The following is a 23593-nucleotide window of genomic DNA, read 5'->3' as shown; positions in this document are numbered from 1 at the left end:
GATAACGCTGTAGCGGAAGCAACATTCAAAGTGTTTAAAACAGAATTCGCAAACCAAGCTCACTTTTCCAATCTTAATCAGCTGGAACTTGAATTAAATGATTACGTTCATTGGTTTAACAACATCCGTATTCATGGAACATTGGGTTATTTAACGCCTACCGAATTTAAATTACAGCCCTTATAATTTTTGTTCAATTTACTGTTGCCATTCCAAATTACCTATAGTATGTGTACTAGATGACGGTGTTAGTTTTCCTGCCAATTTAAATAATTGTATAGTAGATTCATGGTATGCAAATGGAGTACATGGTAGTACTTGTGAGCATGGGACAAAAGTTGCGAGTAGGGTTATATTTGGCGATAAATTAGATAAGCAAGAAAACACTGATGTACATCAATATATATTAACTCAAACAAAATAAAAATGATTAATGCTGAAGGTGTCAGATATATAAAAGAAAACATCAATCGGACAGCGAATGGACAACGGGTGGACAGTGAACGGACAACTACAAAAAGCATTGAAGACAACGCTAGCGAATTATTCGGAGAAGACAAAGAAAAAATCCGGACAGAAGACGGACAAGTATCGGACAGCGAGCGGACAACTTTTTTTATCAAACAGATTGAACAAAAAGATGTACAGATTCAGTTGCTACAACAAAGTATTGAAAAAAAATCAAAATCTATTAGATCAACAACAACGTCTAGCCTTACAAGATAAAAAGCTACTGGAAGAATATAAAGCTGAGATAAATGAGCTGAAATCTCTTAAAGCGCCGGAAGATGATATGAAACAAGAGAAAGAAGGAATACTAAAAGAAGAAGTTGAAAGGCTTAAAAAACAATTAAATGATTTAGAAGAACAAAAGTTGGAAACAGAGGAACAAGAAGAATTTAAACCACTACCTAAAAAATGGTGGCAACTATGGAAATGAGGGAGATACAATGGGGCATTCTGAACAAATGATTGAAAATCAATTCATTCAAATTTTAAGTGAAAAAGAGAACCAGTGGACTTATCGACCAGATCTTAAAACAGAAGACGCTTTATGGCAAAATTTTAGAGGTCATTTAAACAGAATTAATTTATCGTTATTAGAAGATAAATTATTAACAGATAAAGAATTTAACCAAGTGAAAGTAGAGTTTTCACGTTTAACTGGTACACCATTTTTAGCGTCCCAACGGCCCATTACTTCATTCTTATACGACTAAAAATGCCATGGATGATGGGGCTGTTTTAGGGTTTCAAGTAGAATATCATTTCATTGCTATGATGGAACAGTTAGGATATTACATTAACTTACATATGTAAAACGCTATTAGGGGTGATATTATGTCAAGTATATTGGTTTTAGAAGATGATGTAAATGTAAATCGAGGAATAACATTTTCTTTGGAGAAATCTGGAAATATTGTTTTTTCTGCTGAAACAATACAAGCTGCAAAAAGTGTAGCTGTTGTTAATAAAATTGATCTCGTTATTTGTGATATGAATCTTCCGGACGGAAATGGGCTTGATTTTATAAAGTGGATGAGGCAGCAAAATAAGGCATATATTATTTGTCTTACTGCATTAGACCAAGAGATAAGTCAGGTAATGGGGTATGAAGCGGGTGCTGATGATTATATCACGAAACCTTTCAGCCTATCCGTACTGCTTCTAAAAATTGAAGCCTATTTCAATCGTATCAAAAGCAGTAATGAAGAAAATGAAATAATATCAAGGGACATTCGAGTGCTTCCAAGAGAGATGAAAGTTCTGGTCAAAGGCAAGGAAGTGGTATTGACGAAGAACGAATGGAAGATGCTTACTTTATTTTTGAAATATCCAAAACAGGTTCTTTCTAAAAAGCAGATATTAGAAAATATATTTGATATTGATGGAGAATTTGTAGATGAGAATACAGTTGCCGTGAATGTGCGGAGGCTTCGTGAAAAAATTGAAGAAGATCCAGCAAAGCCAGTGTATTTGAAAAACATACGGGGACTTGGTTATGTATGGAATCAGGAAGTGGGTTAATCTGGTGGCAAGAGGAAAACGAAAGAAACAACAAATCCTACAGCTAATAAGCATAGTCATGTTTGCATATATTTTTAGCAACTGTTTGACAACATGGGTATATTACCAGAATTACAATAACAGCATGAACATCTTGGCAGAGATCGCTACTAAATCTGGGCAAGATGGAGTTGATATTGTGATAGATATTCTAAAAGATAACAATTTAGATTCGATAGAACAAGGAAAACAGTTGCTGGAGAAGTATGGTTATTTGAAGAATGTTGAGAATGTTTTATATCAACAGTTCTTACAGAACATAGCGGTAACAGCGGGTGGCACATTCTTTTTGTTTGTCATACTTTTTTCTTTGTTATGGCTTTGGCAAAGAATGATCCTACAAAAGGATAAAGCCAGATTTTTGCAAATAGAAAACACACTTGTGAATTTTCGAGAAAACAATTATGAAGTAAAACTGGAACTAGACGATGACGATGAAGATGAGCAGGAAAAAATCAAATATCAATTGGATGTACTTGGACATTATATGAAGTTGCTGAAAGAAGAAGCGCGATTGGAAAAGGAAGGAACGAAAGAGCTGGTTTCTGATATATCGCATCAATTAAAAACCCCCGTCGCAGCATTAGATGCCTGTTTTAGTGTATTGCTTCGAGATAATCTAAGTGAAGAAGAACAAAAAGAGTTTCGAATAAGGTGTAGAAATGCATTAGACGGTTTGGAAGTACTGCTGCAATCATTATTGCAGATTTCAAAAATGGAAGTAGGATTAATTCAAATTGATAAAAAAAAGCTTCCTCTTTTAGAAACAATAATTACTGCTGTGAATCGTGTCTATCCGAATGCAATAGAGAAGGACATTGAGCTAGTTTTTGACTTTGATGAAACATTAGAAAACTATGAGATTATGCAAGATAAAAAATGGTTGAGTGAAGCACTTATCAACATTTTGGATAATGCTATTAAGTACAGCCCGACTCATTCCGAAATAGCGATTCGATTACAAAAAAGAACTGGGATTGTACGTATTGAGATTGAAGACCAAGGGATTGGTATACCGAAGGAAGAATATCATAAGGTATTTCAACGCTTTTTCAGAGGCTCCCTGCCAGAAGTAAAAGAAGAAAGTGGTTCTGGGATTGGATTGTTTCTTTCAAGAGAAATTATCGAGCAACATCATGGGACGATAACAGTGTCCTCTAATTTCGACATGGAAGTTGGATTTAATCATAGACATGGCAGTAAGTTTGTTATTCAACTGCTAGAGAAAAAGTAGAAGTCTTACGAAACCGTAAGACTTCTACTTTTTTTGAAAGTGAAATGAAAGATTCACTTGATAAGATAGGAGCAAAATTAGAACATGGAGGACTGTTAAATGAGTGTCATATTAGAAACAAATCAACTTAGTAAGTTTTATGGAACAAATAAAAATCAAGTGAAGGCAGTAAATAATGTAAGCACTAAGATTAATCGGGGGGAATTTGTTGCCATTGTAGGTAAATCTGGCTCTGGCAAAAGCACACTACTCCATATGCTTGGGGGACTTGATATGCCAACGGAAGGCAAAGTTCTATTATCGGGAAACGATATGTATCAGATGAGCGAGGATCAACTGGCAATTTTTCGTAGAAGAAAAATCGGCTTTATTTTTCAAGCATATAATTTGGTTTCAGCCATCAATGTTTGGGAAAATATCGTGTTACCTTTAGGGCTGGATGGAAAAAAAGTCGATGAAGTATATGCAAATGACATCATTACCACACTAGGTATTGAGAATCGGATCCATAACCTCCCGAATACATTATCTGGTGGACAGCAGCAGCGAGTCGCAATCGCAAGAGCCTTAATCACAAAACCAGAAATACTTTTTGCAGATGAACCAACCGGTAATCTTGATTCAAAAACAAGCGACGAAGTAATTGGCCTGCTAAAAATGACGGCAAAAAAATATGGTCAGACCATCGTGATGATTACACATGATGATGAAATTGCACAGGTAGCAGACCGTATCTTAATCATTGAAGATGGACAAGTGGTGGATTTCCGATGAATACAATTACTAAAATCGCATTCAACAATAACAAGCGGAATAAAACGAGAAGTATCCTTATCATATTTGCTATTTGTTTAACGACAATGCTACTTACTATTATCAGCACTATTGGAAATGGCGTTATTAACCTACAAAAAGAAAATGCAGCGGACAGATATGGAAGAAATTATGGACTGTTCTTATCTGTAGATGATACGCAGTTACAGGAAATCGAACGACGAGCTGAAATAGATACGGTCGGGCTGATGTCTACAGCAGGTATCTTAAAAGGGAATGAGAAAGGCGCATTTGTTAGTGCAGACGAGCATGTCCGAGAAATGCTACCTTACAATCAAGAATATTTACTTTCGGAAGGATCCTATCCAAAGAGTCCACAGGATATTGCTGCAAGTAAAGCTTTCTTTAAGTCGCAAGGCTATGAGCATGTGAAAATTGGAGATAGTATTCGTCTTGAATATCGTTCTGGAATGAACGAGGAATATAGTAAGCAAGATTTTGTAGTTAGTGGCATTCTATTTGATCGAGAGGCATATAAAGCTAAGTCTTCCTATATAGTATTCACTTCTTCCGATTTTTATGATAGTCAATTTGTAGAAAACGAGCGAGCATACAATGTCTATTTTACATTGAATGATTCTGTCCATGTTTCTATGAATAACATTGATTCAGTGCTTACGAACATTGCAGATTCTTCCGGAATTGATAGCAAAAACCTGATTGTAAATGATTATTTCTTGTCTTGGACACTAGAGCCGAGCTATGAAATGATTGCGGTATGTGGCATTCTAATCTTAGGGATTGTGCTGTTTTCGGTTGTTGTTATCTATAATATTTTTCAAGTGGGTATCGCTCAAAAGATACAGGAATACGGAAAAATCAAAGCCTTAGGTGCAACAAAAAAGCAGATGAAACAGTTGATTTTTCGAGAAGGTATGATTCTTTCAGTGCTTTCAATACCTATTGGATGGGTACTTGGATTTTTTATGGCAAAAGTAAGCTTTGGTTGGTTAATCGAACAAGGGAATATGGCATCTATTGGAATACCAAATAGTCAGGTACCATTATTTTCAGCCACATTGATGCTAGTTAGTATTCTGATTTCATTGCTAACAGTGATATTAGCACTTCGAAAGCCGATGAAAATTGTTTTTTAAAATATCTCCTATTGAAGCAACACGATATTTGGAAAACTCAACAAAAAAGAACCATGGAATGCGGAAAGGCCAAAAAAAATATATCTGTATTCTCTTTGGCAATGGCAAATGTAGTTGGTAATAAGAAAAGAACAATCGGAACGATTCTTACAATGGGTCTTGCTTGTGTATTATTTGTGATTATCGCAAACTTTGTAGGAAATATCGATACGGAATACGAAGCAAGAAAAGGCATGAATCACGGGCAATTTGAATTGAAGCTTGATTATTCTTATGAGTGGGATGAAGCTTATCCAGAAAATAATCTGGATTCGATTCTTAAAAAGAATCCATTGAATGACACACTTATTGCAGAAATTGAGCGTATACCAGGCGTTAATAAAGTGCTAACGAGAGAAATTGCTGTTGCAAAAATAAATGGTTCAAAGCAGGTCGTCTCGATTGTGAATAAAGAAGATTTTGAAAAGATGCGATATGAAGGCGACCTTGGCCCAATGGATTATAACGAGGCTGTAAGAAATGGAGATGTTTTCTTCGGTTGGTCTATGTGGATGGCGTCAGATGGCTATTCATTGAATGATCCGATGACTTTTGAATTAGATAATGGGACAGAAGAATTTACTTATAAAGGAAATATTGATGGTGCATTTACAAGTGCGGATACCTATCTTGTCATCCCAGAGGAGGTCTATCAAGCGATGCAGCCAGAAGGGGTATCCTATGGCTATATCTGGATTGATACGGACGAAGGCGATGTAGCTTCGGTGGAGCAAAATGTAAGAAACCTAATTGCAGATACATCTTATGTCAAGTTTAAAACTTACCATGATGAATTGCAGACAGCTGAATTCGCAAGTACCATGATGAAGTTGGGAAGTTATTTATTTATGGCAATTGCAGGCTTGATTGGATTTATGAATCTTGCCAATACAATGATTATAAATATCATAACAAAAAGACAAGAATATGGCGTATTGCAAGCTGTTGGAATGACGAACAAGCAATTAAATATTGGCTTGCAGCTACAAGGCTTGATTTTCACACTAGGAACAATATTCGTCTCTCTTGTTGTAGGATTACCGATTGGATATCTACTCTTTTCTTATGCGAAGGTGAATGGCGTATTTGGAATGAATGTTTACCATATTCCATTTATACCTATTCTGGCGATGATTTTGGTGGTTAGTTTCTTGCAGATTGTACTATCTTTTGTTTTAAGTCATAATCTGAAAAAAGCAACTTTGGTTGAAAGAATCCGTTATCAAGGTTAATAGATGTAATTTTCAAATAGGAATTAAAGAAAAATTCATTATAAGCAAAATTTAGCCGACATACTAATATGTTCCCGAAAATGGGAAGATTGATAAAAAGACCCTCGATTTGTTCCTACGAACGTTCGAGGGCATTTAATATACATGCAATTTACTCGTGCCATGTTTAAGTTGCTATAAAGCTAACATTAAAATAAGAGCGAAATAGAAAAAATGGCGAACCTTCACGGTACGCACGACGAATGGCCGGCTGACTGAATTTTTCAGTTAGAGATATTAATTGGAGGAAATTTGAAGCTTTCACATGTGAATTCTTTGAAAAACAAGGATATTATATTGAAATTGATGACGGAATTGATGCAAGAGTTTGGTTGAAAGAGAATGAATAGTCTGGACCACCAACTATTCTTATTCAATGTAAGAGGTATAAAACAAAAATTGAAAAGATGGTGGTAAAATCTCTTTGGGCGGATATTCAAGAGTACGGTGCAGAATCTGGACTTATCGTTACAATAAGTTCCCTGTCTCCGGGTGCTGAAAAGGTATGTACAGCAAGAAATTATCCTATTCCTCAAGCAAATAGGGAAACACTAAAACAATGGGTTAATGTTATGAGAACTCCATATAAGGGTGTTTTCACGGCAGAATAACTTACATATATTCTTAAAAAAATTAAGCGATTTTGCTGAAGATTGAATCACAGATTATGATCAATCTTTTTTATAAAAATTGTACAATGGTTCACAAAGAAAGAAACCGTTTTGATCAAACTTTTTTCAAAACGGTTTCTTTTAATTTTAGGAGAAATATGGGTTTTGTGAGGTATCTTTGATCAAACTTTATTCCAAACCGACATCAACAGTGTATAAATTGGAAACATCGTGCTCGCGACTATTTCCCGTTGCTGACATGTTTTCTGAAATGTGAAAGATTCTGCGTGGAATTAACTGAAGAAACGAAAGCATCTTACAACCGGTTAGAATTAATGAAATTGGAACGGGCGAAATTGCCGAAGTTCTAGTTGAAAGTGAATGAAGCTCAATCACTTCAAAATTTTTAAGGATACACAAAAAAACGATCCCCCTGTCTGTCATAAGCAGGGGGATCGTTTTTTTATTTAGTCAAGAACGCAATGACTCAAAAAAAATGGGATGAAGTAGTTTGGTCAAATAGGCATCAAGCACCTGTGGTTGTTCTTGCTTACCGTTTTTGAGCCAATAGACGAGGATTGAACCAATCGTATGGGCATAGACTGGAAAAACAATCTCGAGCGGTACAGGAAAAACTTCGACATCGATGAGAAATTGCAGGTCAGCTCCTAAAATTTGTTCGACGACCGTGCCGACCAGCTGATTGAAGTGGCTATCGTCTTGGTTATTCAAGGCAATCTGCCACAATAAATCATAATTTTGCTGTTGCGCAAACATTTGAAACGGCTGTAGCAGTCGCTTTTTTCGTTGGTCAATTGTAATGGCATCGGTTAATGATATCTCAGCAAAAAAGAGGTCGTATTTATCGGTGTAGTAGTGATAAAAAGTGGAACGATGAACCATCGCTCGTTCGCAAATTTGTTTAACAGACACTTCCGCAAACCGTTTATTTTCAGTTTTTATTAACGTTAAGAGGCTATCATATAAAAGTTTTTTGGTGCGACGTACGCGTAAATCGGGCAAAAATACCACCCTCCTTTCGGCTAAAGTTACTTCGATTGTAACCCGGAAGGCGACAGATATGCAACTGTGTCGGATAACTATACAGTAGTGCGAAATTGACTGTTTTATTCTAACTAGTATTTTCATATAATACAAAGATACTATTAAATAACGAGAGGAACGTGTCACATGCAAGCAGCACAACAAAGCAGTAAATGGTCACCGATTGAATTGAAGAAGAAACAGCGTACCGGCATATTAGTGGCCCTCATTATTGGGGCCTTTGTCGCAATGCTCAATGAGACATTACTCGCGAATGCCTTAAACGTCTTAATGGGCGAATTTAAAGTAGAGGCGACAACGATTCAATGGTTGTCAACTGCCTATATGCTCGTCGTGGGGATATTAGTGCCGATTACGGCGATTTTACAAAAATGGTGGACGACCCGCCAAATGTTCTTAACAGCGATGATTGTGTTCTTTGTCGGAACAGTAATTGCGGCCTTTTCACCAACGTTTGGCTTGTTACTCGTTGGTCGGATTGTGCAAGCGCTCGGAACAGGCTTGATTTTGCCATTGATGATGAATACCATCCTCATTATTTATCCACCCGAAAAACGCGGGGCCGTGATGGGAATTATGGGACTTGTCATCATCTTTGCACCAGCGATTGGTCCGACCATCTCAGGTTTGATTATCGATAATCTAACATGGAAATGGTTGTTTTACTTAATTATTCCGTTTGCCTTACTGTCGATTTTAATCGGTCATAAATTTTTAAGTAACGTTTCAACCGTAACGAAACCAAAAGTGGATTATCTATCGATTTTTCTCTCAAGTATCGGTTTTGGTGGCGTTGTATACGGCTTTAGTTCAGCAGGCAGTGCGAGCTGGGATGCCCTTGAAGTATACGGTACGATATCAGTCGGTGTGATTGCCTTAATCATTTTCGTTTTCCGTTCATTAAAAATTACCAACCCGATTTTAGATTTACGTGCCTTTAAGTTTCCAATGTTTAGTTTAACAGTCATTTTAATGGTTGTTGTGATGATGGCGATGTTTTCATCGATGACGTTATTACCGATGTTCTTGCAAGGTGTGTTAGTCATGACCGCCTTCACTTCAGGCTTGATTATGTTGCCTGGTTCAGTGTTAAATGGTATTTTAGCACCGATTACAGGTAAGTTGTTCGATAAATTTGGCCCGCGTGTGCTAATGGCACCCGGCTTATTATTAGTCGCAGCAGCAATGTTCTTCTTCTCACGTCTCGGACTGGATTCAAGCACCGGTGAAGTGATTGCGATTCACATGCTGTTGATGGTCGGATTAGCCTTAGTGATGATGCCGGCTCAAACGTTTGGACTCAATCAATTAACAGCTGATTTATACAGTTCAGGTTCAGCGATTATGAACACGATGCAACAAGTGTCTGGCGCAATTGGCACAGCCCTGTTCATCTCAGTGATGTCGTCGCAAACGGATAACTACCTTGAAACAAAGGTTACTAATCCCCAAGATCCACAACAATTAGCAGCGGCAGCCTTACACGGGTTTGAAAGTGCCTTCCAATTAGGAATGGTGTTAGCTCTCATTGCCTGTGTCATTTCATTGTTTATTAAAGCCGCTAAAAAATAACGAGTACAGCCCCTTTCTAAGCTAGGTATCACTTAGAAAGAGGCTGTTTTTTTAGTTGAGTGCTTCACGTGCAGCCACAGGGACTTTATCACGAGGCACTTCATTGTATGTATTCACATGGCCACCTTTGGTGCTGAGTTCAAGGTAGTGGTCACGTTTTAGTTCATGATCAGCCGTAAATGAGATTGGGCGTGTGTTGCCATTGGCTTTAGCCCCCGTTTGACTGTAGGTGGCCGTGCCATAACCATTGATTGATTCGGCCTCTGTTGTCTTAACATAGAGTACAGATTCTTGTACTAGTGGATTTAACTGATCGATGAGTGCCGCAAATTCGCTGCTGCTATTTTTGGTGAAAAAAAGCGCGCCTCCGAGGACTGCTCCGATTATAAGGACGAGTATAAGTAAGGCTTTAATTGCTTTCATAAGTAGATGTGCTCCTTTAGTAGTTGATAGCTTAAGTATAACGGCACGAACTATTAGAAACATCGGACGTTAGTTGTAGCGCGACCAAGACTTAGTGCGGATATGCTATACTGAAAAAAAGGAAGGAGTGTGGCTAATGGCAGTGTTTGAAGCCTATATCGCAGACTTACCAGCTGAACACCAAGGACGGGTAAGTGAGGTGCTCAATTGGATCGCGACAACGTACCCGCAATTAGAGCAAGAAATCAAATGGAAGCAGCCGATGTTCATCGACCATGGCACCTTTATTATCGCTTTTAGTGTGGCGAAGCACCATTTAGCTGTTGCGCCGAAGGGGAGAGTATCATTCATTTCGCAAGCGACATTGCTGCGGCAAACTATCAGCCGGGCAAAAAATTTATGCGGATTAAATGGGAGCAAGCTGTTGATTATGATTTGTTGAAGCGGATAATTGAGTTTAACATGCTCGAAAAAGCGGCGTGTCAAACCTTTTGGCGAAGCTAAAGATGGCAATACAGTGAACAATTGGCCTAAGCGTTGTTGTTCAGCAGTATCAGTGGTACGATTAGTTATAACTAATGATAACAAAGGAGCTGTAATATGAGAAAACTTGTGATGACTGCATTTGTCTATTGTTTATTGGGCTTAGCCTCTGGTGTTTATTACCGTGAATTCACTAAATACAATGACTTTACGGGCGACACACAACTGAGTGTGCTACATACCCATCTACTCATGTTAGGGATGTTTATGTTTTTAATTGTGCTACTACTTGAAAAAGCATTTGCCCTAACAACGAGCAAGAACTTTAAATTATTTTACTACTTATATAATGCTGGCGTGCTCTTAATGGCGACGATGTTTACTATTAAAGGATCAATGACGGTGTTAGGTAAAGAGACTGGGGCAGCTTTAGCGGGTGTTTCAGGCATGACCCATATTTTATTGACCGTTGGTTTAGTCTACTTATTCATCGTCTTATTCGAGAAAACAGCTAAAAAAACGTAACCAAAAACGGCAGAACTGACGAACGGAGTCAGTTCTTTTTTTTATGAAATAGACAGTAAAAAAAGAAACAAGCGACTTGCTTTTTTATCACTTTACATGTAAACTGATGATATCGAAAACAAATAGGAGGTTATTAAAATGAACGAACTAATAGGGATTCATCACGTAACAGCAATTACAAGCAGTGCCGAACAAAACTACGCATTCTTTACCGAGGTATTAGGCATGCGCTTAGTAAAAAAAACAGTCAATCAAGATGATATCCAAACGTATCATTTGTTTTTTGCCGATGATAAGGGCAGTGCGGGCACCGATATGACATTTTTTGATTTTCCGGGCATCCCGCAAGGACGTCATGGAACTGATGAAATTCGGCGGACGAGTTTTAGAGTGCCAACCGATGCGTCATTAAATTATTGGCAAGCCCGTTTTGAACGTTTAAATGTTAGCCATGGTGAAATTACAACGCAATTTGGAGTAAAAAACTTACCGTTCGTTGATTTTGATAACCAACAGTATCAACTTGTGTCTGATGAAGGTAATCAAGGCATTGAAGCTGGAACACCATGGCAATTAGGTCCGATTCCGTTAGAACATGCAATTACAGGTTTAGGACCGGTACAAATTATCACTCCGCAGTTTAGTGATTTTAAACAATTGCTCGAAATTGTCTTTCAGTTTAAAGAGGTGGCACAAGCAGCTAACGCTCATCTGTTTGAAATGGGTGTTGGTGGTAATGGGGCGAGACTAGTAATTGTCGATCAGCCAAATGAAGCGGTCGGTTACCAAGGTTATGGCACAGTTCATCACGTAGCGTTTCGCGTCAAAGACCGTGCGTCCTTAGATGAATGGACCGAGCGACTCCATGGTTTTGGACTACGTACCTCAGGTTATGTCAATCGTCATTTTTTTGAGTCACTCTACACCCGTGTGAGCGGTAATATCTTATTTGAAATTGCGACTGATGGACCGGGATTTATGGGCGATGAACCGTATGAAACCCTCGGTGAAAAATTATCATTACCACCATTTTTAGAAGCGAAACGGTTTGAAATCGAACAACAGGTGCGCCCGATTAACACAATCAGAAGTACACGCACATTTGATAAACAGTAAGTCTATCTAGTGGTGAACAGATGGGTAATTATGGCAGATATGTGAATAATGATTGCAAAAAAAGCTTTAGCAAGTTAAAGTAAGAGTGGTATTACTATTACACAGAGGAGTTTGTCACGATGGAAAAAAACACAATTGGTTCACTCATTTGGCTTCGCTTAATTCGCTTTACCCATATCAGTAATCAACTTTCGAATGACTTTTTAAAGCCGTTTGGTTTAACCACCGCTCAATTTGACGTACTAGTACAAATTCAAGTGTATAAATCGCTGACTCAATCGGAGTTAGCCCAAAAGGCGACGGTGACACAGGGTGGTATTTCACGCATGCTCAGTCGTCTGGAAAAAGAAGGTTTTATTAGAAAAACGCAAGATTGGAAAACTAAATATATTACGTTGACTGCTCTAGGTGAAGACATTGTTAACAAGGCGATGCCACATCAATTAGCTTTTCAAAGTTCCTTTTTTGAGGAAGCACTCACAGTAGAAGAACAAAAAACAATGTATCGTTTAATGACAAAGGTTCATAAAAATAGCTTAAAAAAAAGGGAATACTCAGAAATAAACACAGCATAAAGGAGTGAAACGAATGCCACTAATAGATGGTCATCATCATGTATCGATGTATACGAAGAATGTGCAAGCCAATAAACGTTTTTATACACAAACATTAGGGTTACGCCTCGTTAAACAAACAGTCAATCAAGATAACCCGACGATGTACCATCTTTTTTATGGCGATGCAACGGGGGCACCAGGAACGGAACTGTCGTTTTTTGAATTGCCGCGCTCAGGACATACTGTTGTTGGGACAAATCGGATTGCCCGTATTGGCTTAAGTGTGGCTTCACATGAGAGTCTCTTGTATTGGCAGGCGCGCTTTTTAACGATGGGGGTGACACATAGCGCTATTAGCGCTGATGGCACATCACTGTCGTTTGAAGACGATGAAGGTTTGACTTTCGTCATAGTCGTGGCAGCTAAGGCGAGACGTTGGCAAGCGTGGTCGCGCTCACCTGTGCCTGCTGACCACCAGTTACAAGGCATTCATACGATGGCGGTGGAAGTGAAACATCCGGAACGTTTTGCCACCTTTTTAGAAACTGTGCTTGATTATCGTTGCCTTGGTAATAATGGTACTGGCAAACGCTATCAATCGGTTCGTCAAGGTGGTGTCGGTGATATTACCGTCTATCAACGCGAAGGTCGGATGCAAAAACCGGGAAAAGGCAGCATCCATCACTTGGCTTTAACCGTCGCAGATGAAGCGAGTCTGGCGCGAATTAACGACCGTCTGCTTGCTTTTGGTTACGATACAACCGGAATTGTTGATCGCCATTTCTTTAAGAGTGTGTATGTGCGCGAACGCAATGGGATTTTAATTGAATTAGCGACAGATGGTCCAGGTTTAATTGCGGCTGATGCGCCACTGATTGGCAGTGAAATTGAACTGCCACCGTTTTTAGAACCGCAGCGAGAACAAATTGAACAAAACTTAATACGACTGGATGAGGAGGAATAGTATGGCACAATTGAACATTAACACAGCAAAGGGAATGGAATTTGGGTTGTACTCGATTGGTGATTTGACACCTAATCCGCATACAGGTGTTGCGATTTCAGCGCAACAACGCATTCATGAATTAGTGCAAGCCAGTCAATTGGCCGATCAATCGGGCTTAGATGTGTTTGCAGTGGGTGAAAGTCATGAACATTACTTCACGACTCAAGCACATACAGTGATACTCGGGGCTATTGCCCAAGCGACAGAACGAATTAAAATTGCCAGCTCGGCTTCGGTTATTAGTACAGCTGATCCTGTGAGACTGTATGAAGACTTTGCAACGATTGATTTGCTTTCAAATGGTCGTGCTGAAATTGTAGCAGGTCGTGGTTCACGAATTGGTGCCTATGATTTATTAGGGTACGACGTACAAGATTATGAAGAGTTATTTGAAGAAAAATTAGAGCTGTTATTACAACTCAATCGAGAAAAACGAGTGATTTGGGAAGGGCAATTTCGAGCGCCACTTAACAACGCGACGATTCTTCCTCAACCAGTCGACGAACGCCTGCCAATTTGGCGAGCTGTTGGTGGGCCGCCAGCCAGTGCGATTAAAGCAGGAGCTGCTGGCGTACCGATGATGTTAACAACGCTCGGAGGACCTGCAAGTAACTTTAAAATAGCAGTCGATGCGTATCGGGAAACGGCAACGGCCAATGGTCATGATATTACAAAACTACCGTTAGCGACGACGTCGTTATTTTATGTGGCAGAGAACTCACAGGATGCATTACGCGAGTATTATCCACACTTAAATACAGGGATGCAAGCTATTCGTGGTGTCGGCTATCCAAAACAACAGTTTGCCCAAGCGATTGATACCCGTGATGCATTAATGGTCGGAAGTCCGCAGCAAATCATTGAAAAATTATTGTATCAATACGAATTGTTTGGCCAACAACGTTTTATGGCACAGATTGATTTTGGTGGCGTACCACTCGCTAACATTGAACGTAACATTGAACTCATTGCAACGCAAATTATGCCAGCAATTAAGAAATATACAGCAAAATAAAGGGGAACACAGCGAGATGAAAATTATTGGATTAGCAGGCTCTAATGTCGGCAAGAAAACACGAACAGCGATGGATGTCGTCTTGAAACTGATGCGAACAAACTATCCGAGTGCAGAGGTTGAACTGCTAGACTTAGCAGACTATCAAATGGTCTTTAGTGACGGCCGAGATTATCGGAGTTATACCGGTGACACCTTAAAAGTAACCGAAGCTATCATGGCCGCAGATGCGATTATAATTGGCACACCGATTTTTCAAGCGTCGATACCGGCAACCTTGAAAAATATCTTTGATCTGTTACCCGTCAATGCCTTTCGTGATAAGGTTGTCAGTTTTTTTGTGACAGCCGGCTCACCGAAACATTTTTTAATCGCTGAACATCAGTTGAAACCAATCCTTTCGTATATGAAGGCAAGCATTGTTGAGACGTATGTGTTTATTGAAGAAAAAGATTTTTTACGCAATGAACTTATCAATGATGACAGCCATTTTAGACTGGCACGCTTAGTCGAAGATACTTATCAATTAACACTACTGCGCGAACGGCTACGGATTGAAAAAGACGCGGAGTATGATTTTTAGAGTTGAAAGTGGAATAAAAGTGGAATCAGCTCGTTCAACTTCGCAGATATTGGAGTGTAAAAGAATAGCGACTATTTCGCGTCGCTGACTTTTGCATGAAATATCCTAGAAGTTAGCTGATGAAACTAGAAGAATAAAAGTGGAATCAGCTCGTTCAACTTTGCAGATATTGGAGTGTAACAGACCGCGAATCATTTCGCGGTCTGTTTAATGTAAGAGCTTTGAACTGACGATTTTCAATAGTTGTTTGGACATGTAATGTGCACTGTATTTAAAATCACTTTCAACCCAAGTAACAATTAAGCCGAAGATGGCATGTGCTTGGTAACTCGCTAATAAGTCTAAATCAATTGTTTGATCATCGAGTTGTTGATTTATTTCGACAAGTGACAGTCGTTTAAGTTCAGACGTTATACGCTTTTGGAATAATAAAAAGCTTTCCTCCGCCAAAATAAGTTGGTAAAACGAAGCATGTGCTTCAACATGATTGAATATTTTGATTGATGAAGCAGTTAAGCGTTTGAAATCAAATATTTCTTCATTTTCTAAAGGTGAACGATACGAATTAATTAAATCGGTAATGACCTCGGTTATAATGTCATCTAAAATTTGTTCCTTACGTTCGTAGTTAGCATAAAAAGTGCCACGGTTTAAATCAGCGACTTGAACAAGTTTTGAAATGCTAATGTCATGTAGTCGTTGTGTCTTAAGGAGCGTCAGCAAGGCGGTTTGCAGCGCTTGTTTTGATTTACGAATGCGGCGATCGGTATAAGAATCTTTAGTCAACAGTGACACCCCTTTTTGTTGGATAAGTTAGTTAAGCACACGAAAAATGTAAGCGTGTTCACAAACGGACGATAGCATCTGGATTTGCTGATTGTGGAACGAATTATAATTGATTATACTAAAGATAGTAACAAATAACAAACAGTTGTTGATTATCTAAAATAATTTAATGGAGGGATTTACAATGAAATTAGCAGGGAAAGTAGCCGTTGTTACAGGCGCAGCTTCAGGTATGGGAAAAGCAATTGCAGAACTTTATGCAACTGAGGGAGCGAAAGTTGTTGTCTCCGATTTGAATTTAGATGGCGCGAATGAAACAGTTGTAGCAATTAAAAGCGCGGGCGGTGAAGCTTTAGCAATTAAGACGAATGTTGCAAGCTTAGAAGATATTAATACGTTAATCGATACGACGGTAGAAACTTATGGTCAAGTCGATATTTTAGTTAATAATGCCGGTATTATGGATGGGATGGAACCAGCCGCTGATATTACCGATGAGCGTTGGGATCTTGTGTTTGAAGTAAATACAAAAAGTGTGATGCGAACAACACGCAAGGTCATTCCTTTTTTTCAAAAACAAGGATCAGGTGTTATCGTTAATATTGCCTCAGCTGGGGGCTTATTCGGAGCACGAGCAGGTGGTACGTATACAGCCTCTAAACATGCAGTTGTCGGTTTTACCAAAAACACAGCTTTCATGTATGCCGATGAAAACATTCGGACGAATGCGATTGCACCCGGTGGGGTTGCAACGAACATCGGCTCATCGATGACGAATATTAATCCATTCGGTGCCGGTCGCCAACAATTAGGAATGGCGATTAACCCACGGATGGGTACGGCAGCAGAAATTGCGAAAGTAGCGTTATTCCTTGGTAGTGATGACTCAAGTTTCGTAAATGGTCAAATAATCGCAGCCGATTCAGGTTGGAGTGCCTACTAGAACGAAAGCAATTTAAAGCCGTTCTAAACTGCAGTAATTGGAGAAAATAACATCTCGACTATTTCCCATCGTAACTTTTCCATGAAATATCATCGAAGTTAGTTGATTAAACGAGCGGATAGAACAATATTTCCATTCAATCTAATCAGCTCGTAAACAAAGTCGCTTGATTACTTTTCACAGAAAAAGCAGTGTAATTCGATTTTGTTTACAATCTGAAGCACCGACAATGACTGTCGGTGCTTTTTTGAATGGTGATTGACAAAGACCACTTACAGGTACATAATAGCTCTGTATTAGTTTCGCTAACTAACTAATTAAACAATAGGTTAACAGCTGAAACGGTAATAAAAGGGAGCGTTTAAGAAAAATGAAAAAAGAAAAATTATTTACGAAGGATTTTATATCTACTTCGGTCGTTACATTCGTGTTAATGCTATCAATGTACTTGTTATTAGTTATTATGACAAGTTATTCAATTGAAAAATACGATGCCTCTACCAGTTTAGCGGGATTAGTATCGAGTATCTTTATTATCGGTTCGTTATTCGGCCGTTTAGTTGCAGGCCGTTTTATTACGCAGATTGGGACGCATAAAATGCTATTGATGGGTCTCGTTATTGTTGTCGTGACATTAATGCTTTATTTTATCCCAACGAATATTTACGTTTTAATGCTTATCCGTTTAATTCATGGTTTAGGCCTCGGGTTAGCAACGACGGCAACTGGGACAATTGTTTCCCAAATTTTACCACCGAGCCGCAGTGGTGAAGGAATTGGTTACTTCAGCTTGAGTACTGTGTTGGCGACAGCGATTGGACCACTAATCGGGATTGCCTTGCTCGGTCATTTTGGTTACACAAGTATTTTTGTGTTCTCATTCGTTGTTGGTATTATTAGTTTAGTGCTAGCCGGCTTTATTAAAGCGCCAGTCATTGTTGCTAAAGCACATCAAAAAGGTTTTCGCTTTAGTGACTATTTTGAAAAAAGAGCGTTACCGATTTCAATTGTGATTTTTTATGCCGCCTTTGCTTACTCTGGCATCCTCTCATTTATTACAGCTTATGCGAATGAAATCAAGCTCGTTCAAGCGGGAAGTTTTTACTTTTTAGTTTATGCTCTAGCTATTTTAGTATCACGCCCGTTTACTGGCCGTCTCTTAGACAGTAGAGGGGGCAACAGCATTATTTATCCCGGATTGATTTTATTTGCTGGCGGTTTATTCCTTTTGAGTCATACGACAACAACAGTGCTCTTTCTTTGTGCCGCTGTTATTATCGGTTTAGGTTATGGAAACTTACAATCAACGACACAGGCGATTGCTGTTAAAGTCACACCAAAAGAACGGATGGGCTTAGCAAATTCGACCTACTTTATCTTTTTAGACTTAGGTTTAGGGTTTGGTCCGTTCGCTCTCGGCTATTTAGTACCGACGTACGGTTACAGTGGTGTGTATTTGGCCTTAGCTATCTTTAGTTTGATTGGTCTTGTGTTATACTTTTTCTTACATGGTCGTAAAGATCACGACTTATTATTTCCAAATGGAAGAAAGTAAGCGTTGAAGTGAAAGAGGTGTCGTTATGAATCAGCATCGGGAATTATTTTTAGCCTTTTCACGGTTGCAACAACCGTATCGAAAACATTTAAATGAACGTCTAGAAAAAATTAATTTATCGAGTGCTCAATGGTTTGTGTTGTATTTCATTTCAAACGAAGGACCACAAACAGTCAGTGCAATTGCTACGCATCAACACATTGAACGTCCAACATCAACCAAAGTTGTTCAAAAATTAGTCGAAAGTGGTTATGTCGAAGTGACCCCAGGAGCAGATAAACGGGTGAAACATGTTTCTTTAACCACTGAGGGAAAAAATATTTGTGACGATGTCGAAGCATATTTGAGCAACTACCAACAAGAACTAGCGGCTGATTTCACGCAGGAAGAACAGGCGCTCGTCACCCGCTTTTTAAAAACAGTAATGAACAAACTATAAAAAAGAAGGTTTTAGCAGATGGAAAAAGAGAGATTATTTACCGGCAATTTTATTGCTACCTCCGTCGTCAACTTCGTTTTAACACTCTCAATGTATTTAATGCTGGTGACGATGGCAAGTTATGCAATGAGTGTGTATCATGCTTCGACAAGTCTTGGTGGGCTCGTCGCGAGTATCTTTATTATTGGCTCAGTCATTGGACGTCTCCTTGCAGGTCGATTAATCAATCAGCTTGGTTTAATCCGTATGCTCTGGTTTGGCATGGCGCTATTTTTAGTGATGACGCTCTGTTATTTTTTTGCAACATCACTTGTATCACTCATGGTCGTACGTTTTTTTTCATGGCCTCGGTTTTGGTGTGGCAACGACAGCGACGGGAACAATCATCTCGTTAATTATTCCAGCTAGTCGTGCCGGTGAGGGCATTGGTTACTTTAGTTTAAGTACAGTTGTTTCGACTGCGATCGGCCCTTTAATCGGCATTGCGATGATGAATCGTCTCGGATTCACAAGTATTTTTACCTTTTCATTTATCATCGGTGTATTATGCTTAATCGCGATGTTCTTTGTTAAGGCACCTCCACTAAAAAAAGTGCAAAGTTTAAAAGGCTTCAAACTCAGTGATTACGTTGAAAAATCGGCATTACCAATCGCGCTTGTGATGTTCTTTATGGCATTAGGTTATTCCAGTGTGCTCTCATTTATGACGAATTTTACAGCTGAATTAAAGATGATTCAAGCGGGGAGTTTATATTTTCTCATCTATGCCTTAATTGTCTTAATCTCACGACCGTTTTCAGGACGCCTATTAGATAGTAGAGGGGCTAATGTCATTGTGTATCCATCCTTGCTTTTATTCGCTTTAGGATTTGCGATTCTTAGTCAAGCAACAACAATGTCGTTTGTCTTGTTAGCGGCTTTAATTATGGGCTTAGGCTACGGTAATTTTCAGTCAACAACGCAAGCCTTAGCCGTTAAACTGGCTCCGAAAGAACGGATGGGTTTGGCAAATTCAACCTATTTTATTTGCCTCGACTTAGGCTATGGTATTGGTCCGTTTTTATTAGGATACATCATTCCTGCCTCTGGTTTTCACGGCGTCTACTTAGGACTTGCATGTTATGTGTTACTTGGAATGGGGCTCTATTATGTGTTACATGGTCGTAAAGAAAGACAGTCAACCTAAAACGTCACATTATCCTCACATAATAGTGGTCTTATTTATGCTAAAATTAAACCATAAAGGATTCGGAGGAATTGATATGGCAGTAAGCCTTTTACTTATCATCGCGTTAGGATTACTCATTAGTGTTATTTTTTGTGTGAAAGTTTGGCGGACGAAATAGTCCTTAACATAGAATACTGCTCAAAAAAGACAGTTGCCACGTGGCAACTGTCTTTTTTTGAGCAGTATTACAGAGCTTTTAAACAAGAGTCGTTATAATGGGGAAGAAGAGAAAGTAATGCGTTTTGAAAGGAAGAGAGAAAGTGAATATTGTCGGATTAACAGGTGCTGTCGTTGGTAAGAAAACGCGAATAGCGATGGATCATGCGTTAACAACATTACGAAATAGGTACCCATTACATCAGGTAACCTTAATTGATATTAGTGACTATGAGCTTGTGTATAGTGATGGAAGACCCTATGAGACCTATACAGGTGATACACGCTATGTTACTGAAACGTTGATGGCTGCCGATGCAATTATTGTCGGAACACCAACATTTCAAGCCTCAATTCCCGGTGCGTTAAAAAATGTCTTTGATTTACTACCGATTGATGCCTTGAAGCAGAAGAAGGTCGGGATTATTGTCACAGCGGGATCACAAAAACATTTCTTGATGGTAGAACAACAGTTAAAACCGATTTTATCTTATATGAAGGCGGATTTACTGCCATCCTATGTTTTTTTAGAAGAGGCAGACTATGCGAATGATGCGATTATCACCCCGAACTGTTTACAGCGTTTAGAGGAACTGGCTCTTGCACTCGTTACGGGTGCCGAACAGTTAGAGCGAAAAGTGAAAGCAGCTCATTAAACTTTGAAGCTATTGGAAGGGTAAGGCAAGCGACGATTTGCCGACGATGAAGTTACTGTGAAATAGCCAAAAAGGAGTGAATCAGTCGTTACTGATTTACTCCTTTTAATTTATGGTCTATAAGTTTTTACTCATTTCAACATGTGGAATAGCTTCTTCGTAAAAAACAGCTGAGACGGTTTCGTAGCCGAGTTTATTATAGAAAACCTCAGCCTGTGTTTGTCCATGAAGAATTGCTCTAACTTGCTGATGAGCACGCGCATGTTCTTCAAGTCCGTCGATAATTAAACGTCCCATGCCACCTTTCCGATGATTTGCAAGCACACAAATTCGTTCGAGTTTAGCGGTATCATTTGCGATAAATCGTAGCCGAGCCGTACCAACGGGGCGCTCACCGTCAGTTAAGAGAAAATGATGAGCAGCGGTTAAAGTATCGTAGGCGTCAAGTTCATTGTCGGGGGCAACACCTTGTTCATCAACAAAAACCGCCATCCGAATTGCGAATGCAGCCTGTAGTTGTTCTGTGGTCTTAATCTCAATCAGTTTCATCAAAATCCTCCTAAGTATTGAAAGTTATGCTCAATTATAGCATAAAAAACACAGCCGCTTTCGGCTGTGTCCGATTGTATATCAAGTCGATAGCATTGAAAATAATTAAAAGTAAACGCCTTTTTACGAACAGCTAAGACTAACAGTCTTAGTTAATAAAGTCCGTCGGTCGCTTCTTTTGTGCTAATATAAATGTTTTTTGATTGTGAATAAGCATCGAGCATCATCTTATGTGTTTCACGACCAATGCCTGATTTCTTAACACCGCCAAAAGGAGCTCCGGCTGGAATTTGGTTATACGTATTGACCCAAACACGGCCTGTTTCCATGCCACGTGCGACCTTAAGTGCGGTGTTAATATTTGTCGACCACACACCGCCTCCTAAACCATAGTCAGAATCATTAGCGAGTGTGATGACCTCGTCGATTGTTTTGAATTTAATGACCGTTGCAACGGGGCCAAAGATTTCTTCTTGAGCGACGCGCATATCATTTGTAACATTAGCCAATAAGGTGGGCGCTAAAAAGGCCCCGTTACGATTGCCGTTAACTTCTAAGGAAACACCACCTGTAATCAAGGTAGCCCCCTCAGCTTCACCAATGGCAACATAGTCTTTGATTTTTTCTAGTTGACGCATATTCACTTGGGCACCCATTTGCGTATCCATTTCCCACGGTAAGCCAACCTTAACCTTTTCGAAGGCAGTTTTTAAGGCAGCGATGAACTTGTCATAAATACCTTCTTGGACAAAAATACGTGAACCGGCACAACAAACCTGACCTTGGTTAAATAAAATTCCCAGTTGAGCCCCTTCAATAGCACGATCAAACGGCATGTCATCGAAGAAAATGTTGGCTGATTTCCCACCTAATTCCAAGGTCGCAGGAATGAGCCGTTTGGCAGCTTGCTCCGCGACTTCGTAACCAATTTCAGTCGAACCAGTGAAGGCAAGTTTGGCAAAGCCGTCGTGTTTCAACATGTAGTCCCCAGAGTCAGAACCACGACCTGTTATTAAGTTAACGACTCCAGCAGGTAGTACTTGATCCAATAGTTTGAATAATTCAAGCAAGCTCAGACTTGTTGAAGAAGAGGGGTGAATTACTAAGGTGTTTCCTGCAGCAATCGCAGGTGCTATTTTCCAAGCTGCCATTAAGATAGGGAAGTTCCAAGGGACGATTTGCCCAACAACACCAATTGGTTCACGTAAAACGAGCGATAATGTATCTTCATCAAAGTCTTTAACACTGCCTTCTTCAGCACGGATAACACCCGCAAAATAGCGGAAGTGATCGGCAGCTAAGGGTACATCAACCGTTGAGGTTTCTCTAATTGGTTTACCATTATCGAGCGTTTCAATCATGGCTAACTTATCGGTATTAGCATCAATTAGGTCAGCGATTTTAAGTAACATTTTACTGCGGTTTACAACATCAACCTTTTTCCAACTTTTGAAAGCAAGATGGGCAGCTGCGACCGCTTGGTCAACATCAGCATGTGTCGCATCAACGAATTCAGCTAATGGTTCACCATTACTTGGGTTTTCGGCAGTAATAAATCGGGCATCATTTGCTGTTTGCCATTGTCCATCAATATATAGTCCGTAACGTTTGTCAATAAGTGTTGTCATCATAAAACTTCCCTTCGTAGTTGAATTGAGTATGTAGTGAAACGTGACGCTTCTCTTTTGGTAAGCGCTTACAAAGTAAAGTATAGTACAGTTCATGCTATTTGTAAAACAAAGGAGCTTAACAAAAAACAAGCTAGCAAGGTTAATAAAAGTGC

General features: G+C 39.3%; 27 protein-coding genes and 1 pseudogene. 23 read left to right on the top strand and 5 right to left on the bottom strand.

What is annotated here, in order from left to right:
* The 9 genes from BCAMP_RS08345 to BCAMP_RS15085 all read left to right on the top strand — a co-directional run.
* Window positions 1–186, top strand: a 186-nt coding sequence (locus BCAMP_RS08345) for an IS3 family transposase (RefSeq protein WP_035314978.1), incomplete at its 5' end; no start/stop codon positions are given.
* Window positions 187–499: 313 nt separating this feature from the next.
* Window positions 500–940 carry a hypothetical protein gene (locus BCAMP_RS14390; RefSeq protein WP_051456981.1) on the top strand — a complete coding sequence of 147 codons (441 nt, stop codon included), beginning with the start codon at window positions 500–502 and terminating at the stop codon, window positions 938–940.
* Between the two features lie 10 nt (window positions 941–950).
* Window positions 951–1220, top strand: a complete 270-nt coding sequence (locus BCAMP_RS08335; RefSeq protein WP_035314977.1) for a PDDEXK family nuclease — start codon at window positions 951–953, stop codon at window positions 1218–1220.
* 121 nt (window positions 1221–1341) lie between these two features.
* Window positions 1342–2028: a response regulator transcription factor gene (locus BCAMP_RS08330; protein ID WP_035314976.1), complete on the top strand. Its 687-nt coding sequence runs from the start codon at window positions 1342–1344 to the stop codon at window positions 2026–2028.
* Between the two features lie 124 nt (window positions 2029–2152).
* Entirely contained in the window at window positions 2153–3301 is a 1149-nt protein-coding gene (locus tag BCAMP_RS08325; protein ID WP_232217959.1) for a sensor histidine kinase, read from the top strand.
* 99 nt (window positions 3302–3400) lie between these two features.
* Window positions 3401–4075, top strand: coding sequence for an ABC transporter ATP-binding protein (locus BCAMP_RS08320; RefSeq protein WP_035314974.1), 675 nt, complete (start codon window positions 3401–3403; stop codon window positions 4073–4075).
* Window positions 4072–5232 (top strand): ABC transporter permease, encoded by a 1161-nt coding sequence (locus BCAMP_RS08315; protein ID WP_035314973.1) that lies wholly within the window; start codon window positions 4072–4074, stop codon window positions 5230–5232. Before BCAMP_RS08320 ends, BCAMP_RS08315 begins: the two co-directional genes overlap by 4 nt.
* A gap of 11 nt (window positions 5233–5243) precedes the next feature.
* Window positions 5244–6503 carry an ABC transporter permease gene (locus BCAMP_RS08310; RefSeq protein ID WP_198015753.1) on the top strand — a complete coding sequence of 420 codons (1260 nt, stop codon included), beginning with the start codon at window positions 5244–5246 and terminating at the stop codon, window positions 6501–6503.
* Window positions 6504–6907: 404 nt separating this feature from the next.
* A complete protein-coding gene (locus BCAMP_RS15085; protein WP_408605188.1) occupies window positions 6908–7153 on the top strand; it encodes a restriction endonuclease in 246 nt (81 codons plus the stop codon).
* 471 nt (window positions 7154–7624) lie between these two features.
* Here the strand turns inward: BCAMP_RS15085 and BCAMP_RS08300 are convergent, their stop codons facing one another.
* A complete protein-coding gene (locus BCAMP_RS08300; protein ID WP_035314971.1) occupies window positions 7625–8176 on the bottom strand; it encodes a TetR/AcrR family transcriptional regulator in 552 nt (183 codons plus the stop codon).
* Between the two features lie 168 nt (window positions 8177–8344).
* Here BCAMP_RS08300 and BCAMP_RS08295 point away from each other — a divergent pair, with 168 nt between their 5' ends.
* Entirely contained in the window at window positions 8345–9790 is a 1446-nt protein-coding gene (locus tag BCAMP_RS08295) for an MDR family MFS transporter (RefSeq protein WP_051456980.1), read from the top strand.
* 51 nt (window positions 9791–9841) lie between these two features.
* Here BCAMP_RS08295 and BCAMP_RS08290 read toward each other — a convergent pair whose 3' ends face one another.
* Complete coding sequence (locus tag BCAMP_RS08290; protein WP_035314970.1) at window positions 9842–10213, bottom strand: YxeA family protein; 372 nt, start codon at window positions 10211–10213, stop codon at window positions 9842–9844.
* 136 nt (window positions 10214–10349) lie between these two features.
* Between BCAMP_RS08290 and BCAMP_RS08285 the strand changes: the two are divergent.
* From BCAMP_RS08285 to BCAMP_RS08255, 7 genes and pseudogenes are all read left to right on the top strand, one after another.
* Window positions 10350–10717 (top strand): annotated as a pseudogene (locus BCAMP_RS08285) (iron chaperone).
* Window positions 10718–10813: 96 nt separating this feature from the next.
* A complete protein-coding gene (locus BCAMP_RS08280) occupies window positions 10814–11221 on the top strand; it encodes a DUF2871 domain-containing protein (protein ID WP_035314969.1) in 408 nt (135 codons plus the stop codon).
* A 138-nt stretch (window positions 11222–11359) separates the two neighbouring features.
* The gene (locus BCAMP_RS08275) at window positions 11360–12337 is read left to right on the top strand and encodes a ring-cleaving dioxygenase (protein ID WP_035314968.1); all 978 of its coding nucleotides are present in this window, start codon (window positions 11360–11362) and stop codon (window positions 12335–12337) included.
* Between the two features lie 119 nt (window positions 12338–12456).
* Window positions 12457–12912: a MarR family winged helix-turn-helix transcriptional regulator gene (locus tag BCAMP_RS08270; RefSeq protein ID WP_035314967.1), complete on the top strand. Its 456-nt coding sequence runs from the start codon at window positions 12457–12459 to the stop codon at window positions 12910–12912.
* Between the two features lie 13 nt (window positions 12913–12925).
* Window positions 12926–13858 (top strand): VOC family protein, encoded by a 933-nt coding sequence (locus BCAMP_RS08265; RefSeq protein ID WP_035314966.1) that lies wholly within the window; start codon window positions 12926–12928, stop codon window positions 13856–13858.
* Window position 13859: 1 nt separating this feature from the next.
* The gene (locus BCAMP_RS08260) at window positions 13860–14915 is read left to right on the top strand and encodes an LLM class flavin-dependent oxidoreductase (protein ID WP_035314965.1); all 1056 of its coding nucleotides are present in this window, start codon (window positions 13860–13862) and stop codon (window positions 14913–14915) included.
* Between the two features lie 16 nt (window positions 14916–14931).
* Window positions 14932–15498, top strand: coding sequence for an NADPH-dependent FMN reductase (locus tag BCAMP_RS08255; protein WP_035314964.1), 567 nt, complete (start codon window positions 14932–14934; stop codon window positions 15496–15498).
* Between the two features lie 207 nt (window positions 15499–15705).
* Here the strand turns inward: BCAMP_RS08255 and BCAMP_RS08250 are convergent, their stop codons facing one another.
* On the bottom strand, window positions 15706–16284 hold the full coding sequence (locus tag BCAMP_RS08250) for a TetR-like C-terminal domain-containing protein (protein WP_051456979.1): 579 nt from the start codon (window positions 16282–16284) through the stop codon (window positions 15706–15708).
* Window positions 16285–16468: 184 nt separating this feature from the next.
* Here BCAMP_RS08250 and BCAMP_RS08245 point away from each other — a divergent pair, with 184 nt between their 5' ends.
* From BCAMP_RS08245 to BCAMP_RS08225, 6 genes are all read left to right on the top strand, one after another.
* Window positions 16469–17227: an SDR family oxidoreductase gene (locus tag BCAMP_RS08245; protein WP_035314963.1), complete on the top strand. Its 759-nt coding sequence runs from the start codon at window positions 16469–16471 to the stop codon at window positions 17225–17227.
* 370 nt (window positions 17228–17597) lie between these two features.
* Window positions 17598–18782, top strand: coding sequence for an MFS transporter (locus tag BCAMP_RS08240; RefSeq protein ID WP_035314962.1), 1185 nt, complete (start codon window positions 17598–17600; stop codon window positions 18780–18782).
* Window positions 18783–18807: 25 nt separating this feature from the next.
* Complete coding sequence (locus BCAMP_RS08235) at window positions 18808–19221, top strand: MarR family winged helix-turn-helix transcriptional regulator (RefSeq protein WP_035314961.1); 414 nt, start codon at window positions 18808–18810, stop codon at window positions 19219–19221.
* Window positions 19222–19239: 18 nt separating this feature from the next.
* Window positions 19240–19629 carry an MFS transporter gene (locus tag BCAMP_RS14385; protein ID WP_232217958.1) on the top strand — a complete coding sequence of 130 codons (390 nt, stop codon included), beginning with the start codon at window positions 19240–19242 and terminating at the stop codon, window positions 19627–19629.
* Window positions 19580–20407 carry an MFS transporter gene (locus tag BCAMP_RS08230; RefSeq protein ID WP_232217957.1) on the top strand — a complete coding sequence of 276 codons (828 nt, stop codon included), beginning with the start codon at window positions 19580–19582 and terminating at the stop codon, window positions 20405–20407. The genes BCAMP_RS14385 and BCAMP_RS08230 overlap by 50 nt, the downstream gene beginning before the upstream one ends.
* A gap of 302 nt (window positions 20408–20709) precedes the next feature.
* Window positions 20710–21261: an NADPH-dependent FMN reductase gene (locus BCAMP_RS08225; RefSeq protein ID WP_035314960.1), complete on the top strand. Its 552-nt coding sequence runs from the start codon at window positions 20710–20712 to the stop codon at window positions 21259–21261.
* A gap of 117 nt (window positions 21262–21378) precedes the next feature.
* Here BCAMP_RS08225 and BCAMP_RS08220 read toward each other — a convergent pair whose 3' ends face one another.
* On the bottom strand, window positions 21379–21810 hold the full coding sequence (locus BCAMP_RS08220) for a GNAT family N-acetyltransferase (RefSeq protein WP_035314959.1): 432 nt from the start codon (window positions 21808–21810) through the stop codon (window positions 21379–21381).
* A gap of 152 nt (window positions 21811–21962) precedes the next feature.
* Window positions 21963–23438 carry an aldehyde dehydrogenase family protein gene (locus BCAMP_RS08215; RefSeq protein WP_198015754.1) on the bottom strand — a complete coding sequence of 492 codons (1476 nt, stop codon included), beginning with the start codon at window positions 23436–23438 and terminating at the stop codon, window positions 21963–21965.
* Window positions 23439–23593 lie beyond the last annotated feature (155 nt).

It is taken from the genome of Brochothrix campestris FSL F6-1037, assembly GCF_000525915.1.
Lineage (GTDB): Bacteria > Bacillota > Bacilli > Lactobacillales > Listeriaceae > Brochothrix > Brochothrix campestris.
The sequence above is the reverse complement of the archived record's forward strand: the minus strand, read 5'-3'. Positions and strand labels throughout refer to the sequence as shown.

Coding starts and splice junctions, on each gene's coding strand:
- BCAMP_RS08335 (WP_035314977.1), top strand. CDS start 951: ATGGGGCATTCTGAACAAATGATTGAAAATCAATTCATTCAAATTTTA.
- BCAMP_RS08330 (WP_035314976.1), top strand. CDS start 1,342: ATGTCAAGTATATTGGTTTTAGAAGATGATGTAAATGTAAATCGAGGA.
- BCAMP_RS08325 (WP_232217959.1), top strand. CDS start 2,153: ATGAACATCTTGGCAGAGATCGCTACTAAATCTGGGCAAGATGGAGTT.
- BCAMP_RS08320 (WP_035314974.1), top strand. CDS start 3,401: ATGAGTGTCATATTAGAAACAAATCAACTTAGTAAGTTTTATGGAACA.
- BCAMP_RS08315 (WP_035314973.1), top strand. CDS start 4,072: ATGAATACAATTACTAAAATCGCATTCAACAATAACAAGCGGAATAAA.
- BCAMP_RS08295 (WP_051456980.1), top strand. CDS start 8,345: ATGCAAGCAGCACAACAAAGCAGTAAATGGTCACCGATTGAATTGAAG.
- BCAMP_RS08290 (WP_035314970.1), bottom strand. CDS start 10,213: ATGAAAGCAATTAAAGCCTTACTTATACTCGTCCTTATAATCGGAGCA.
- BCAMP_RS08280 (WP_035314969.1), top strand. CDS start 10,814: ATGAGAAAACTTGTGATGACTGCATTTGTCTATTGTTTATTGGGCTTA.
- BCAMP_RS08275 (WP_035314968.1), top strand. CDS start 11,360: ATGAACGAACTAATAGGGATTCATCACGTAACAGCAATTACAAGCAGT.
- BCAMP_RS08270 (WP_035314967.1), top strand. CDS start 12,457: ATGGAAAAAAACACAATTGGTTCACTCATTTGGCTTCGCTTAATTCGC.
- BCAMP_RS08265 (WP_035314966.1), top strand. CDS start 12,926: ATGCCACTAATAGATGGTCATCATCATGTATCGATGTATACGAAGAAT.
- BCAMP_RS08260 (WP_035314965.1), top strand. CDS start 13,860: ATGGCACAATTGAACATTAACACAGCAAAGGGAATGGAATTTGGGTTG.
- BCAMP_RS08255 (WP_035314964.1), top strand. CDS start 14,932: ATGAAAATTATTGGATTAGCAGGCTCTAATGTCGGCAAGAAAACACGA.
- BCAMP_RS08245 (WP_035314963.1), top strand. CDS start 16,469: ATGAAATTAGCAGGGAAAGTAGCCGTTGTTACAGGCGCAGCTTCAGGT.
- BCAMP_RS08240 (WP_035314962.1), top strand. CDS start 17,598: ATGAAAAAAGAAAAATTATTTACGAAGGATTTTATATCTACTTCGGTC.
- BCAMP_RS08235 (WP_035314961.1), top strand. CDS start 18,808: ATGAATCAGCATCGGGAATTATTTTTAGCCTTTTCACGGTTGCAACAA.
- BCAMP_RS14385 (WP_232217958.1), top strand. CDS start 19,240: ATGGAAAAAGAGAGATTATTTACCGGCAATTTTATTGCTACCTCCGTC.
- BCAMP_RS08220 (WP_035314959.1), bottom strand. CDS start 21,810: ATGAAACTGATTGAGATTAAGACCACAGAACAACTACAGGCTGCATTC.
- BCAMP_RS08215 (WP_198015754.1), bottom strand. CDS start 23,438: ATGACAACACTTATTGACAAACGTTACGGACTATATATTGATGGACAA.